The organism is Vibrio sp. 970, assembly GCF_033339075.1.
The window spans coordinates 214627-230955 of sequence record NZ_JAWOTW010000006.1; the positions used below are offsets into that span (position 1 = coordinate 214627).

The 16329-nt window shown below is 45.6% G+C and carries 12 protein-coding genes; 11 read left to right on the forward strand and 1 reads right to left on the reverse strand.

Annotated features, from left to right (window positions below):
* Positions 1–302 precede the first annotated feature (302 nt).
* The 3 genes from R7Q11_RS11665 (at position 303) to R7Q11_RS11675 (ending at position 1793) form a co-directional block, all read left to right on the forward strand.
* Entirely contained in the window at positions 303–833 is a 531-nt protein-coding gene (locus R7Q11_RS11665) for an elongation factor P hydroxylase (RefSeq protein ID WP_005380546.1), read from the forward strand.
* Positions 834–858: 25 nt separating this feature from the next.
* Positions 859–1122: a YfcL family protein gene (locus R7Q11_RS11670; protein ID WP_017635933.1), complete on the forward strand. Its 264-nt coding sequence runs from the start codon at positions 859–861 to the stop codon at positions 1120–1122.
* A gap of 146 nt (positions 1123–1268) precedes the next feature.
* Positions 1269–1793, forward strand: coding sequence for an NADPH-dependent FMN reductase (locus R7Q11_RS11675; protein ID WP_005380552.1), 525 nt, complete (start codon positions 1269–1271; stop codon positions 1791–1793).
* A gap of 76 nt (positions 1794–1869) precedes the next feature.
* Here R7Q11_RS11675 and mnmC read toward each other — a convergent pair whose 3' ends face one another.
* Entirely contained in the window at positions 1870–3888 is a 2019-nt protein-coding gene (mnmC, locus tag R7Q11_RS11680; protein WP_225466454.1) for a bifunctional tRNA (5-methylaminomethyl-2-thiouridine)(34)-methyltransferase MnmD/FAD-dependent 5-carboxymethylaminomethyl-2-thiouridine(34) oxidoreductase MnmC, read from the reverse strand.
* 128 nt (positions 3889–4016) lie between these two features.
* On the opposite strand from mnmC, the gene fabB reads away from it, so the two are divergent.
* The 8 genes from fabB to R7Q11_RS11720 all read left to right on the forward strand — a co-directional run bounded on the left by fabB (position 4017) and on the right by R7Q11_RS11720 (position 16327).
* On the forward strand, positions 4017–5228 hold the full coding sequence (gene fabB, locus R7Q11_RS11685) for a beta-ketoacyl-ACP synthase I (RefSeq protein WP_005380557.1): 1212 nt from the start codon (positions 4017–4019) through the stop codon (positions 5226–5228).
* A 340-nt stretch (positions 5229–5568) separates the two neighbouring features.
* The gene (locus R7Q11_RS11690) at positions 5569–6702 is read left to right on the forward strand and encodes a 4-phosphoerythronate dehydrogenase (protein WP_005380560.1); all 1134 of its coding nucleotides are present in this window, start codon (positions 5569–5571) and stop codon (positions 6700–6702) included.
* Positions 6699–7712, forward strand: coding sequence for an aspartate-semialdehyde dehydrogenase (locus R7Q11_RS11695; RefSeq protein WP_005380562.1), 1014 nt, complete (start codon positions 6699–6701; stop codon positions 7710–7712). Before R7Q11_RS11690 ends, R7Q11_RS11695 begins: the two co-directional genes overlap by 4 nt.
* A gap of 197 nt (positions 7713–7909) precedes the next feature.
* Positions 7910–12349, forward strand: a complete 4440-nt coding sequence (locus tag R7Q11_RS11700; RefSeq protein ID WP_225466455.1) for a FimV/HubP family polar landmark protein — start codon at positions 7910–7912, stop codon at positions 12347–12349.
* Positions 12350–12491: 142 nt separating this feature from the next.
* Positions 12492–13286: a tRNA pseudouridine(38-40) synthase TruA gene (gene truA / locus R7Q11_RS11705; protein WP_025767185.1), complete on the forward strand. Its 795-nt coding sequence runs from the start codon at positions 12492–12494 to the stop codon at positions 13284–13286.
* Between the two features lie 197 nt (positions 13287–13483).
* Positions 13484–14410 carry an acetyl-CoA carboxylase, carboxyltransferase subunit beta gene (gene accD, locus R7Q11_RS11710; RefSeq protein WP_005380583.1) on the forward strand — a complete coding sequence of 309 codons (927 nt, stop codon included), beginning with the start codon at positions 13484–13486 and terminating at the stop codon, positions 14408–14410.
* A gap of 46 nt (positions 14411–14456) precedes the next feature.
* Positions 14457–15719, forward strand: coding sequence for a bifunctional tetrahydrofolate synthase/dihydrofolate synthase (gene folC / locus R7Q11_RS11715; protein WP_225466456.1), 1263 nt, complete (start codon positions 14457–14459; stop codon positions 15717–15719).
* Positions 15720–15733: 14 nt separating this feature from the next.
* Entirely contained in the window at positions 15734–16327 is a 594-nt protein-coding gene (locus R7Q11_RS11720; protein WP_042522511.1) for an SPOR domain-containing protein, read from the forward strand.
* The last annotated feature ends 2 nt before the right edge of the window (positions 16328–16329 follow it).

The window sequence follows — 16329 nt, forward strand, 5'->3', positions numbered from 1 at the left end:
GTTCTACGAGAATCAGCGTAGGCGAAGTAACAACACTTACAAACGGTTCTATCTCTCTTAAAAAGTGATTAAAACCAGCAACATGCTTGTAATCAAACGGCTTAAAAATAGCGGTTTGAACGGCATCAAAATAAGGCGAGAGTGTAGTGGTAAATAAGTACGCTGACGAATGAGAAATTGTATGGAGAAAGCGATGTTCAGATAAATTCAACTAATAACCAAAAATGTGGGGTTGCCTTTACCTCATAGCTAAAAACAGCGACAATATGCAGCGCATGTCAAACTGAAGTACAAACTCGACGATGACCCACGAATACCAAGACTTAATCACCATTTTTAATGACACCTTTTTAGAACAATTTAATACGAAATTAGAGTTAGGTGGTGATGAGCCTATTTATCTTCCTGCTGATGATGAACACCCTCATCATCGGATTATTTTTGCTCGGGGTTTTTACGCCTCTGCTTTACACGAGATCTCGCATTGGTGTGTGGCTGGTCCAGAGCGTCGTTTGCTGGAAGATTTTGGTTATTGGTATGAACCCGATGGGCGAACAGCAGAAGTTCAAGCGGAGTTTGAGAAAGTTGAAGTGCGACCTCAAGCTTATGAATGGATTCTGGCACAAAGCGCTGGCTTCCCTTTTACGGTGAGTTGTGACAATCTACACGGCGATTTTGAACCAGATAGGCTCGGCTTTATGAAAAAAGTGCATAAAGAAGTGCTAGGTATTTTGGACGTTGGCTTGCCTTTGCGAGTGAAAATGCTTTCTGATGCCCTGCGCGCATTTTATCAAACTAAGCCACTGGAAGCGTCGGACTTTTGCGTTAAATAACCACTAATAACCTCAGAGATACACCATGATTATTGAATTTGAAGAAAAACTACTGGAACTGATTGATGCTCGAATTGAAACAGCATCTGACGATGAATTGTTTGCTGGTGGTTATTTACGTGGTCACATCTCTTTATCCGCGGCGTCTTGTGAAGAAGAAGGGATTAGCGATATTACTGAGCTGAAGTCACGCATTGAGAGCAGCTTAGAAAATGCGCGTACCGAGTTAAGCCCGGCCGATCGCGTAATTGTCAGTGATTTGTGGCAAGAGCTCCAGGCTCAGGCTTAATCCCTAAGCAGCGTTCTCCCTTCATTTAATCCTAGTCATTTACTACTTCGAAAAATTCGAACCTCTCCATAAAATTTTTGTGGTTGTAGCGAAACTGTTCAACTTTTATTCTGATCAGCATAAAACGTGAACAAAGGATTACAACCATGAAAATTGTCGCATTTGGTGCATCTACCAGCTCTACCTCAATCAACAAACTACTTGCTACATACGCAGCAAATCAAGTCGAAGGCGCTCAAGTGAATGTTCTAGACTTAAACGATTATCAAGCGCCAATGTTTAGCGAGGACAAAGAGAAAGAAATAGGTCAAGCTGAAGGGGCTGTCGCGTTTTTACGTGACTTGGCGGAGGCTGACGCTCTCGTTGTTTCCTTCGCAGAGCATAACGGTTCGTACCCAGCGGCCTATAAAAACTTGTTCGATTGGGCGACGCGTATTGAGCGTAATGTATTTCAAAACAAACCTGTCGTTTATTTAGCAACTTCCCCTGGTCCCGGTGGTGCACAAAGTGTTCTTGCGGCGGCGACAGGTTCTGCTCAATTTTTTGGCGCGGATGTAAAGGCATCGTTATCTGTGCCGAGCTTCTACGAAAATTTTGACGTGGAATCGGGTAAGGTTGTAAACCCAGAAGTGGCAGAGCAAGTGAAACAGGCAGTTGCACTGCTGAAGTAATCTCAGTACGAGCGACTTAATGAGTTAGCGATTCCCGACACGTGTCTGTGTCGGGAATTAAAACGAGAGAATACTCTTACAGCTCGGTAATGGCTTTGCCTTTTCTTAGTTTACGAACCCACATTCGACTTGGGTGAAGTTCGGTCAATACATCAACAGGTAATGGCAGCGGGTCCCCACAGATCTGGGAGGCCAACACTTCAGCTAATAATGGTGCAGAGCTCAGTCCACGAGATCCTAAACCTAAGAAGCAGAATAGGTTAGGGTACTGATGAATGGTTTCTACCTCTTCTTCTTTTTGATTTTGTAAGTTGGCGTATTGCGTTTTGATCGTCTCAAAGTCACCCACATTTCCGACAAATGGTAAGTGATCTCGGCTAACACAACGAATACCTTGGCGAGATTGATTACCAGTGATATCTACCTCTTTTGCCCATGTTTGATTCGGTACACATTTCACTAGCTTTTCCGCATTATCTTTTTGGGCGTTTTCATCAAATTCGTAGTCAAGGTGACTGCGGTCGTAGCTTGCACCGATACACAAGTGTTGATTACTTGGGTTAACAGGTGTCATGTAACCGTCGTAACACAACACCGTTTTCAGCTGACTCAGCGTTTCGGTTGCTGGCGCATGACTGACTTGTCCTTTCACTTGTCCCATTGGTAGGGAAGCGGTTTGACTCAATGTCTGGAACTCATGGCCGTTCGCAATTACAACCGTTGAGTGCTCAAATGTTTGACCACTCGCCGTTAGTAGCCAGAGCTGACGCTTTTCATCCCAATCTAATGCCTCAACAAGATGTTCAAACTTCGTTGAGAGTAACGACGTCTTCTCCAATTGTTTAATTAACCCGCGAGTTAACTCGGCAGGGCACAGCCACCCTCCCATTGGGTAGTGCACAGACGCCATATCAATAGGTAACCCGATAGTGTTCGCAGTTTCCTCGGCGGACAGCTTTTGAATGAGCTCTGGAGTGAAGTTACCCGCAAGCATTTTCTCCAGTTTGTCTGTGGATTTGTCATCCCACATCAACTGAGTTACGCCACACCAGTCATGATCAAAATCGATCTCTTGTGCTGCTTGTTCAACAAACTGACGTGCGAACAAAAATGCAGGAGCAAACACACGCGAAACGCCAGTATGGGGACCGTTCAACAATGGATACACGGCCCCTTGACGATTACCCGACGCTCCTTTGGCTGGTTGTTTGTCTTTACAGTAAAGGGTGACGTTTTGGCCACGACGAACTAACGTTTTCGCTAACGCCGCGCTGGCTATACCACCACCAATGATGGCAATCGAATCAAGATTGCTAGATGCTGTGCGATTGAACCAAGGGAGATGGTTCGACTGCTTTTCACCTTGCTCCATAGAGCCGGCGATCATTTCTCGCTTAGTGCCGAAACCTTTCACCTTTTTCATTGTAAAGCCAGCTTCGTTCAAACCACGACGTACAAAGCCTGCTGCGGTAAACGTGGCAACTGTACAATCTTGCTTGGCTAGCTTTGCCATGTTGTTGAACAGGCCTTGGTTCCACATCTCTGGGTTTTTGCTTGGCGCGAATCCATCTAAGAACCAAGCATCAATCAAACCTTGTTCGTTGTATGGGACTTGCGGCATGCAGTCTTTAATGTCACCAAACCAAAGGTCGAGTGTGATTGCGCCGTCTTCTAAAACAATGCGATGACACTCCGGCACAGCGGCAGGGTAGTGCTTTTGTAACTTTTCCGCGTATTCAGCTAGCTCAGGCCAAGCTTCATGCGCCTTCTTTAAATCGGCTTTGCTTAATGGGTATTTTTCAAAGCTAATAAAATGCAGCTCTTTCAATGTTGCGTCCGGATGCTGACGACGAAACTCACTAAACCACTGGCATACTGCTAAGAAGTTTAATCCCGTGCCAAATCCGGTTTCACCAATGACAAAACGTCTTTGGTCAAATTCCTGCCATCTTTCTGGGAGATGATTTTGTTTTAAGAAAACGTAGCGTGTCTCTTCAAGACCGTTTACGTTAGAGAAGTAAACATCATCAAATTGGTCTGAAACCGGAGTACCAGCTTCGTTCCAACCAAGTTCTGCGTTTTTTATTGAAGTCATAATGGTGCAAATTTGTGATTTGGCGCGGTAAGAATGGGGCGATTGTACGAATTTATGGGAAAGCTGACCACTTTTGTTGACTATCTTAGTTATCATCTAGCGGATTTTTGAATTATAGGAATGTCATAATGAAACGAGTCGTAATCACCGGTATGGGTATTGTTTCAAGTATCGGTAACAACGTCGAAGAAGTTCTAGCGTCTCTTAAAGCGGGCAAATCTGGCATCACTGCATCTGAGCAGTTCAAAGAACACGGTCTTCGTTCGCAAGTATGGGGTGACCTAAAAATCAACCCGGCGGAACACATCGACCGTAAGCAGATGCGCTTTATGGGTGATGCGGCTGCTTATGCATACCTATCAATGGAGCAGGCAATCGCAGACGCTGGTCTTACAGAAGAGCAGGTTTCAAACGATCGTACCGGTATCGTTGCAGGTTCTGGCGGTGCTTCTGCATACAATCAAACGGTAGCGACAGACACGATGCGCGCCAAAGGCGTAAAGCGAGTTGGTCCTTACATGGTTCCTCGTACTATGTCTTCTACTGTTTCTGCTTGTCTTGCTACGCCATTTAAGATTCGTGGCGTGAACTACTCAATGAGCTCTGCATGTGCAACATCTGCACACTGTATCGGCCATGCTATGGAGCTTATTCAACTAGGCAAACAAGATATTGTTTTTGCTGGTGGCGGCGAAGAGCTAGATTGGTCTCAAACTATGATGTTTGATGCGATGGGCGCACTGTCAACCAAATACAATGACACGCCAGACAAAGCATCTCGTACATACGATGCAGACCGTGACGGTTTTGTTATCTCGGGCGGCGGCGGCATGCTGGTTATTGAAGAACTAGAGCACGCACTGGCACGTGGTGCGAAAATCTACGGTGAAATCGTAGGTTACGGTGCGACATCAGATGGCTACGACATGGTAGCGCCATCAGGTGAAGGCGCAATTCGTTGTATGAAGATGGCGATGCAAGACGTTGATGGTGTGGATTACATCAACACGCACGGCACATCGACACCAGTTGGTGACGTGAAAGAGCTTGGTGCTATCCAACAATTGTTTGGTGAGAACAGCCCTGCAATCTCTGCAACAAAAGCAATGACTGGCCACGCACTCGGCGCAGCGGGCGTGCACGAAGCAATTTACTCAACACTTATGCTAGACAAAAACTTCATTGCTCCAAGCATCAATATTTCAAACTTGGACGAAGCAGCACAAGGTCTGGACATCGTGACAGAAGCACGTGATGCAGAGCTAACGACCGTAATGTCAAACAGCTTTGGCTTTGGCGGCACAAACGCAACTTTGGTTATTAAAAAGTACCAAGGTTAACTGAATTTGTTGGCGCCTTGCGAGAGTACTGTAAACGCCAACAATCCAGTTTCCAGAGCTTGATCAGTCACACTGATCGAACAGACGCAGACTCTATCCCATGGAGAGCGGGATAGGATCCTTTTGTTCTGGAACTTTGCCCGGCTATTTAGCCGGGCTTTTTCTTTTCTCTGTTTCTGCTTTTCTCTAGGCTTCCCGTCAATCGATTCTATAGGAGTTACCTCCTTGAGGTTTATTGGTGTTATATCTTGAGATTTTTCGGGAAAAGGGCACAATCGCTTTAGTTTCGCATCTTGCGAATAAACGAACTCTTACAAATGGATGTTAGAACGCTGGCGCTATGAAAATTATTGTTGATGAAAATATGCCGTATGCTGAAGAGCTATTCAGCCAACTCGGTAACGTAATTCTAAAACCAGGTCGTACACTGACCGCCGATGATTTAGTGGATGTTGATGCCCTAATGATTCGCTCAGTCACCAAAGTGAATGCTGACCTGATCAGCAAAGCAAACAAGCTGAAGTTTGTTGGTACGGCCACGGCAGGCATGGATCATGTTGACCAAGCACTCTTAAAAGAGAAAGGCATTTTCTTCACTGCTGCGCCAGGGTGTAACAAAGTGGGTGTAGCGGAATACGCGTTCAGCGTGATGATGGTGCTCGCTCAGCAACAAGGTTTCTCGGTATTTGACAAGACGGTAGGTATTATTGGTGCAGGCCAAGTAGGTAGCTACCTAGAGAAATGTTTGAAAGGCATGGGTATTAAAGTTCTCATCAATGACCCATTCAAACAAGAGGCTGGTGATCCTCGTAGCTTTACTCCGTTGACAGAACTGATTGAAAGCTCAGACATCATTACACTACATACGCCAATCACCAAAGATGGCCCATACCCAACGCATCATTTGATTGATGAGAAGGTATTAAATGGTCTCCGCAGCGATCAAATTTTGATTAACGCGGCTCGAGGTCCCATCGTTGACAACGCTGCTTTGAAGCAACGTCTTTTGAAAAATGATGGCTTTACAGCGGCACTCGACGTATTTGAATTTGAACCAGAGGTTGATATGGAGCTTCTGCCTCTGCTAGCATTCGCAACCCCTCACGTTGCAGGCTACGGCTTGGAAGGGAAAGCTCGCGGTACAACGATGATTTTCAACAGCTACTGTGAGTTCTTAAATAACGAATTACGTGCGCATGCCAGCGATTTACTGCCAACCGCGCCTGTTCCTACTATGGTATTGGACAGAGCTTGGGACGAAGCAACACTGCATAACATCACGCAGTTAATCTATGATGTGCGTAGAGATGACGCTCTTTTCCGCCGTGAAATCAGTAAGCCAGGCGCTTTTGACCTGATGCGTAAAAACTACTGGGATCGCCGTGAATACAGCGCTGTCACGCTAGTGGGTAACAAAACATGTAACCTTGCTCCATTAGCAGAACTAGGTTTTCAGATTGAGGTAAGTCAATGAGCCAGCAATATAATGTTGCCATTTTAGGTGCGACCGGTGCGGTCGGTGAAACAATTTTGGATGTGCTTCAAGAGCGCAAATTCCCAGTAGGCGAAATCTTCCTACTCGCGAGTGAGCGCAGCGAAGGCAAGACTTACCGCTTCAATGGTAAAACGGTACGCGTTCAAAACGTAGAAGAGTTCGATTGGTCTCAAGCGCATATCGCACTGTTTTCTGCTGGTGGTGAGCTATCAGCCAAGTGGGCTCCAATTGCCGCTGATGAAGGCGTGATTGTTATCGACAATACATCACACTTCCGTTACGAGTACGACATTCCTCTTGTTGTGCCAGAAGTAAACCCAGAAGCGATTGCAGAGTTTCGTAACCGTAACATCATCGCGAACCCGAACTGTTCAACCATCCAAATGCTGGTGGCACTAAAACCAATTCACGATGCGGTGGGCATTGAGCGTATTAACGTATCAACTTACCAATCGGTATCTGGTGCAGGAAAAGCGGGTATTGATGAGCTAGCAGGTCAAACGGCGAAGCTGCTAAACGGTCTGCCTGCAGACAAGAAGCAATTCTCTCAACAGATCGCGTTTAACTGTATTCCACAAATCGATCAAATGATGGAAAACGGCTACACCAAAGAAGAAATGAAAATGGTGTGGGAAACACAGAAGATCTTTAACGATCCATCAATCACAGTCAATCCAACGTGTGTACGTGTTCCTGTATTCTACGGTCACGCAGAAGCACTCCACATTGAGACTCGTTCACCTATCGATGCACAAGAAGTCGTTAACTTGCTTGAACAAACTGACGGTATCGAAGTGTTCCACGGTGAAGACTTCCCTACACAAGTTCGCGATGCGGGCGGTAAGGACCATGTAATGGTTGGCCGTATCCGTAACGATATCAGCCATCATAGCGGCGTAAACCTGTGGGTTGTTGCTGATAACGTGCGTAAAGGCGCGGCAACTAACGCGGTGCAAATCGCAGAAGTTCTGATCCGCGATTACTACTAAGTCGCTTACAGTTCATTTCAAAGCCTCGCACAGTGCGAGGCTTTTTTGTACGAACGAAACAAAATAGTGTGAGATTAGTACGAATATGGCGAGAGCCACACATTTTTTATTCTCAACGCTATAGTTTTGCATGCGATATCCGATATATTTAACCGATCACCATTTCAAATTGTATTTAGCACAAAACTGAGCCTTCTATGCGTCAAAATTATAAGCGTTTGTTAGCAGCCCTTGTGTTGATGATCGCGACTCAGACATCATCAGTGGTTCAAGCCGAAGGAATTCGTCTTGTTGGACCGTCTGGTGAAGTGCAATCATCTCCGAGCTATGCTGAAGATATTGAGCGAGCATTACCTGCTCCTCCTGCGAATACTCAACCGTCACGTTTCTTTGGTCCGACTGGTGAAAATCAAACACTATGGTCGATCGCTTCAGAATTACGACCTTCACGCGGTGTTACCGTTCAACAAACGCTTCTTGCCATTTACCGAATTAACCCTCAAGCGTTTGAGAACCAAAACATTCATGAATTGATCCCAGGGAGTCGGCTACGAGTACCTTCTCTAGAGCAAGTGCAAAGCGCGACCACAGCGCAAGCTGTTGCGATTATGAAGGCGCATGAAGCTAAGTTAAAACAGCCGAAGCCGACAAATAGAGCGACGCCAGCACAACGAGTCACCGAGCAACCAAAGCCACAAATTAAAGTAGAACCCAAGCCTGCGGCTAAGCCAGAGACAGTGGCAGCAACGGAGCCAAAACCAACTCCGAAAACAATACCCGTCATCCCTGCGCCACCAGTAACTACCTCTCCGCAGGGTGAAAAGCAGGTCAGTGCGCTAAAGGACAAACTTCAAGGCTCACAAAGTGAATTAGAGTCATTAGAAGAGAAGAACCATCGTCTTCGATTGATGCTGTCAGAAGTGCAAAGCGAAGTCGAAACTTTGAAAAGCGAGCTGAATGACGAAGAACGCATTCGCTCAGAAGTCGAGAAGCTGCTTGCTGAAGAACGCCAGCGCCTTGCTGAACAACAACGCATGCAACCAAGCACCATGGACAAAATTTTGTCGAATGGTTGGCTTGTTGGTCTTGCGGCATTAATTCCTGGTGCTTTGATTGCGTTGCTAGTTGTTATGCTTCTTGGCCGACGCTCTAAAGCGAAAGAGGAAGAAGCGGCTGCGCAGGAACAGCAAAACGTTGATCCTCTTGCGGCGCCAATCGGTTTAGCGGCGGCGGATGAGCTGGATGAAGAGCTCACGCTTGATGATGAATTGTTTGCAGATGAAGATATCAACGCACAGTCTTTACAAGAAGAGAAGTCAGATTTAGAAGAAGACGTCTTTGCTAACCTCGACGATGAAGAACTTGATTTCAATCTGGAAGGGGACGATGACCCATTTGCAGATATTGGCGATGACGGTGACCTAGATGTTGGTCTGGATGAGTTTGAGTCATCGAACAATGGTATCCAAGTCAACGGCGAAGAAAAAGCGCTTGGTTTAGAAGAAATGGAGCGAGCCTTAGATGAGGTTGCTCCAGAACTAGAAGTGCTCGATGACGATGAGTCTGGCTTCGATCTTTCGGATGATGTGAATGAGAAATCAGACTCGCTTTCAGACGACGCATTTGCCGAGTTACTTGCAGCCGATGAGCCGTCAGAAGAGTTACCAAGTGACACTGTCGACCAGGATATGCTTGATGACTTGTTTGCTGAACTTGGCAACGATGACTTCGATTTAGATACTGATGAGCCTGAGTTAAAACAGCCCGTTTCGGATGATGACTTTAGTGTAGGAGAGGCATCTGACGACGATATCGATAAGCTATTGGCCCAGTATGAACAACCGGCTAGTGAATCGGAAGTTCGAGAAGCTGACGCCAATGAAGGTCCTGTTCTAGATGAAAACAGTACAGAGCTACTCGATGAACTCATTGATTTTGATGAAGATGACACAGACGAGTTTGATCCACTAAACGAGCTAGAAGCAATCTCTGGTTTTGAAGGTGATGACTCGATCGAAGAGTTAGACGCAGATAGCACAGACTTACTGGATGAACTCATTGATGATGTTACCTCTGAACTTGATGAAGAGACTGAAGCTGATTTAGATCCGTTTGATGATCTGATTCGAGAGGACGAGAGCCCAGAGCTGAATAAATCGGAAGAGGAAGAGTTACTGAAATCACTTGGTTTTGGTGAGCCAGACGCCGACGAAAAGCCATCTCCCGTAGTTGGGTCAGAACAAACTCATGAAGATCAGGACATTGAGTCTGGGTTGGACATCGACGCTTTATTAAGTGAAAGCCAGCCAGACACGCAACAAGCTGTAGAAGATCAACCATTAACCGAGCCAGAGGCTGCCTCAGAGCCATTTAGCAGCGATGAATTTCTTGGTGATTTAGAGGACCTCTCACCAGAGAATGATCCTTTAATGAGCGAGCTAGACGACCTATTTGAGTCAGACAGTGAAGAACTTCTGCCAACAGAACAAGAAAAAGCGGATTTTTCTGCTGAACTTGACGCTCTATTTGATAGTGAAGACGATTTACCGCAGCAAGTTGAAAAAACACAAACGGAGATAGAGGAAGCTTCATCACTACAACAAGAGGCTACCGATACTGATTCAACACAAGAACCATCCGTGGAGTCCGATGCTGAGGTACAGCCTCACGTTGAGCAAGAGGAAGACATTCCAGCCTTCACGCCGACACCAAATACAATAGAAAATGAATTCGGTGTTCCACAAGAAGAAGATTGGCTACTGGATGAGCCTGAATTGGAGCCGGAAACTGAGTCGACCAACGATTCAGAAGAAGAATTCAATTTTGATGAGCTAGATCTTCCAGAATTCAGCGAAGAAGATGCTCTAGCATCTATGGCTGGCGAACCTGCGTTAGAAACGTCCGAGTCCGTTGAACCAGAACAAATTGAAGCCGACTTGCCAGCTGAGTCCGAAGAAGAGTTCAATTTTGACGAGCTGGATCTTCCTGAGTTTAGTGAAGAAGACGCATTGGCGTCCATGGCTGGCGAACCTGCGTTAGAAACGCCCGAGTCCGTTGAGCCAGAACAGGTTGAAGCAGACTTGCCAGCTGAATCAGAAGATGAATTCAATTTTGATGAGCTCGATTTGCCAGAGTTCAGTGAAGAAGATGCACTGGCGTCTATGGCTGGCGAACCTACGTTAGAAACGTCCGAGTCCGTTGAGCCAGAACAAGTTGAAGCCGACTTGCCAACTGAGTCCGAAGAAGAGTTCAATTTTGATGAGCTCGATTTGCCAGAGTTCAGTGAAGAAGATGCACTGGCGTCTATGGCTGGCGAACCTGCGTTAGAAACGTCCGAGTCCGTTGAACCAGAACAAGTTGAAGCCGACTTGCCAACTGAATCAGAAGATGAATTCAATTTTGATGAGCTAGATCTTCCTGAGTTTAGTGAAGAAGACGCATTGGCGTCTATGGCGGATGAGCCGGAGTTAGAAACGTCCGAGTCCGTTGAGCCAGAACAGGTTGAAGCAGACTTACCAGCTGAATCAGAAGATGAATTCAATTTTGATGAGCTGGATCTTCCTGAGTTTAGTGAAGAAGACGCATTGGCGTCTATGGTGGATGAGCCGGAGTTAGAAACGTCCGAGTCCATTGAACTAGAACAAGTTGAAGCCGACTTGCCAACTGAGTCCGAAGAAGAGTTCAATTTTGATGAGCTCGATTTGCCAGAGTTCAGCGAAGAAGATGCCTTGGCGTCGATGGAAGAAGAGCCAGAATTACCGAGCTCTGAGACTGCAGATATAGAACCAATCTCCGGTGAGGATGAAGAGTTAAGTTTTGACGACCAAGATCTTCCAGAGTTCAATGAGGAAGATGTTCTCGCGTCAATGAACGAGGGTGCTTCAGGGAGCCCTAAGGTTGAAGCAGAGACATCGAGACCAGCTATTCAAGCCGATAACGATCATGATGCTTTGTTTGAAGTATTTGCGCAGCAAAACGGCTTTGATACTGACCCAGAAGTGCAGCCAACAGCGACAGAGGGTGAGCCGCTCAGTAATTTGGATGATGAATCATCAATGGCTAACCTTCTTGCGGAAGACGCAAACTCAGAAGTATTTGAAGGTAAACTAGACAGTGACACCATCGCAAGTGCAGGTATGGATTTTGAAACCATGCTTGATGTTGGAGATGATTGGGATGGCTTTAAACCCGCTGCTGATAACGTAAGTTCTACTGAAGAAGTGCCTGAGGACCAGCGTGATGTTTGGAATTCGAGTGATGCACTAAGTCAGCCAGAGATCGCGCAAGAAAACTGGGCAGAGCAAAGCGACTTGGATGACTTCGACCCGAAGAAAAATCAATTTATGACGATTGATGAATTGATGGCTCAGGTCGACAGAGAAGGTGGTGAGTTCGAAGAAGAAGACCTTAAGCTCGATGTCGGATTGAACGAGTTTCCAGATGTTATCGGTGAGATCGGCGATATTGACGTAGATAGCAATGCTGAAGCGGCTGGGAAACTGGATTTGGCTAAAATCTATCTCGAGATGAACGATTCTCAAGGGGCGATTAAACTACTAGAAGAGGCGATTGTTTACGGTGAGGATGATATTCGCCGCGAAGCAAAAAGCCTGATTGACGCCATTAATGGCCGATAAACCGAAACAAAAGGGTAGCGTTTGCTACCCTTTTTGTGTCCCGTTAGTAGGATGCTACCTTTATGTCACCCTTGGTGAAACTGGCAACTTGAGGTGACTTGAGTATATACTTCCCGCCCCATTTTAGAGTTCGAAGGTTAAGATGAGAATCGCATTAGGTATCGAGTACAACGGTACAAACTACTTTGGTTGGCAGCGCCAAAGAGAAGTGAAAAGTGTCCAAGAAGAGCTAGAGAAAGCATTGTCCGTCGTCGCTAATCACCCAGTTGAAGTTCAGTGTGCTGGTCGGACAGACGCAGGCGTGCATGGCACGGGACAAGTTGTGCACTTTGATACCAACGTTACTCGAAAAATGGTAGCTTGGACCATGGGCGCAAACGCGAACATGCCGAGCGATATAGCGGTTCGTTGGGCTCAAGAAGTTTCAGATGATTTCCATGCAAGATTCTCAGCGACAGCGCGCCGTTATCGTTACATTATTTTCAATCATGCTTTACGTCCAGGCATCCTAAACTCGGGGGTTAGTCACTATCATGGTGAGCTCGACGAGAAAAAAATGCATGAAGCAGGGCAGTTCCTACTTGGCGAAAATGATTTTACGTCGTTTCGCGCGGCGCATTGTCAGTCTCGCAGCCCATTTCGAAACTTGATGCATCTGAACGTTACGCGCCATGGAAACTATGTGGTTATTGATATTAAAGCCAATGCGTTCGTGCATCATATGGTTCGTAATATCACGGGTAGCTTGATAAAAGTTGGACGTGGCGAAGAGAGTCCTGAATGGATCAAGTGGTTATTAGAAGCCAAAGATCGCAAACTAGCGGGTGCGACAGCGAAAGCGGAAGGTCTGTACCTGGTAGATGTAGACTACCCAGAAGAGTTTGGGTTACCTGAAGTGCCGATCGGTCCACTGTTTTTACCAGATAATTTGAACTAATTTTACAAACTTATTTCAAAATATCGGTAGTGTTTACATTGAATGTGAACGGAAAACATACGCTATTTACGATATCAAAAATAGGTACAACCAGTTTTTTATCTACAGTAGCTGCAAGATATGGTTTAATCCGTCGGTATTATGTCGAATTTATATCTTTCGCAATGAAGCGGAAGAGTTGAGAGAAAAGGTCTTCCATGAGTTGGCTTGAAAAGATTTTAGAGAAAAGCAATCTAGTAAGTTCACGCAAAGCTTCTATCCCAGAAGGTGTGTGGACTAAATGTACCTCTTGTGAACAGGTTTTATACCATGCTGAACTAGAGCGTAACTTAGAAGTTTGTCCAAAGTGTAACCATCACATGCGTATGAAAGCGCGTCGTCGTTTGGAAACATTTTTAGATGAAGGTAATCGAGTTGAATTAGGTTCTGAACTTGAGCCACAGGATAAACTGAAATTTAAAGATTCTAAGCGATACAAAGAGCGTATCTCTGCTGCACAAAAAAATAGCGGTGAGAAAGATGCGCTAGTTGTGATGCAGGGTGAATTGCTTGGTCTGCCGCTTGTGGCGTGTGCGTTTGAATTCTCCTTTATGGGTGGTTCAATGGGTTCAGTCGTTGGTGCTCGCTTTGTGAAAGCAGTGGATGCAGCCATTGAAAATAACTGTGCGCTTGTTTGTTTCTCAGCAAGTGGTGGTGCTCGTATGCAAGAGGCTTTAATGTCTCTTATGCAAATGGCAAAAACCAGTGCTGCGCTTGAGCGTTTATCAGAAAAAGGTCTGCCGTTTATTTCTGTTCTAACTGACCCTACAATGGGTGGTGTATCAGCAAGTTTGGCTATGTTGGGTGATATCAACATCGGTGAACCTAAGGCCCTCATTGGCTTTGCTGGTCGTCGTGTAATCGAGCAAACTGTACGTGAAGATCTTCCTGAAGGTTTCCAGCGTAGTGAGTTCCTGCTTGATCACGGTGCTATTGATATGATCGTTGACCGTCGTGAAATGCGTCAGCGTGTGGGTGGTCTTATCGCTAAGATGACTAACCACAAGTCTCCTTTGGTGGTTTCGGTTAACGAATCTCCAAATGAAGAGCCATATTCTGTACCAGAAGCGGACGAAAAAGGGTAAAGTATCAACTAACATAAAAACCAAAGAATTTAATGGTTAAAGTTAGATGACCCAAAACCCAATTCCTCAAGCCACATCTTCATTAGAGATGTGGCTTGATTATTTAGCAAATATTCATTCCTCAGCAATTGATCTAGGCTTAGACCGTGTCCAAGCGGTAGCAAACAAAGCCAATCTTACCAAACCAGCTCCAACCGTAATCACCGTTGCCGGAACCAATGGCAAAGGCTCAACGTGTGCGTTAATGGAAGCCATTTTACTTGATGCTGGCTATTCAGTCGGTGTTTATAGTTCTCCGCACCTGATTCGTTACAACGAGCGTGTACGCATTAATGGCGTTGACGTTGTAGATGCCAAGCACTGTGAAGCATTCGATTATGTAGAAAAGCAGCGTGGTGATGTTAGCCTTAGCCTCTTTGAATTCGGTACGCTTGCTGCGCTACGTATTTTCCAAGTAGAGAAAGTTGACGTTGTCTTACTTGAAGTAGGACTTGGCGGCCGTCTAGACGCCACTAATGTTGTTGACCATGATGTTTCTGTTATTACGAGCTTAGCGATCGATCATGTGGATTGGCTTGGTGATGACATCAATGTTATTGGTTTTGAAAAAGCGGGCATTTACCGTTCAGGGAAGCCAGCAATTTGTGGTCAACCGACGCCACCAGCGACCGTGGCGGCTCATGCTGACGATATTGGTTCTGAGTTCTTCCAAGTAGGTATTCAGTACGATTACCAACTAACTGATAATGGTTGGAAATGGAGCAGTGGGGCATTTGAGTTAGAGGATTTACCAATCCCATTGCTACCATTACAAAATGCAGCCACTGCACTGATGGCACTAGGGGCTTCGGAATTGCAAATCACTGACATAAATATTGTCAATGGCTTGAATAATGCGCGTTTGGCGGGGCGTATGCAAGTACTGCATCACGAACCTGAAATAGTCCTTGATGTCGCTCATAACCCGCACTCTGCTGAGTATTTGGTAGAAAGAGTGAAGCAACAATATCTGGGTAAGAATATCCATATTGTGGTTGCAATGCTGCATGACAAGGACATTAAAGCAACCATTGAAGCGCTAACTCCAGTTGCAACACAATGGTATCCAGCGTCGCTTACTGGACCGAGAGCGGCGACCGCTGATGAATTGTGCCAATACTTACCTGATGGGCAAGTTCATTTTGAAAACCCTGTTGACGCCTTCGAGAGTGCGAGAAGCCACGCAAAGGCAGGAGACGTTATTCTGGTGGTTGGCTCATTCCATACCGTCGGAGAGGTATTGGAACATTGGCAATCAAATAATAAATAAGTAAAGGTATTTTGATGGCAAGTAAATTCCAAAGTCGTTTAGTCGGCACCATCATTCTAGTCGCAGTCGGAGTCATTGTTCTTCCCGATGTGCTAGATGGTAAGAAACTGCACTACAAAGAAGAATTTGCCAGTATTCCTATCAAACCAGAACTTGATAGTGATGTGGAAAACTTCGAAATATTAGAGCCAGTGGAAGACGACATTACGTTACCGGATTCTCCGGTTGAAGCTGTAGTGCAAGAAAGTGAGGATGCTCAAGTAGCCGTTTCTGAGCCCGAGCCAGCGCCAACATCTAAACCTGAGGTCATCAAACAACCAGAGCAAGTTGAGGTCGTCACTCGTCCTGTTCAAGAGAAAAATCAATATGAAGATTCAGCTTGGATCATTCAGTTGATGGCACTTAAGAATCACGAAAATGCTGTCGCGCTTGTCGCGGATTTGCAAAAGCGTGGTTATCAAGCTCACACAAAGAAAGAAAACGAGTTTACGAGAGTGATTGTTGGCCCTGATGTGTCAAAAAGTAAACTTGAACGACAAGTTCAAGAATTACAAAAAATTACAGGTTCAAAAGGTCAATTGCTTAAATTTAAGCCATTAAATCCATAAGA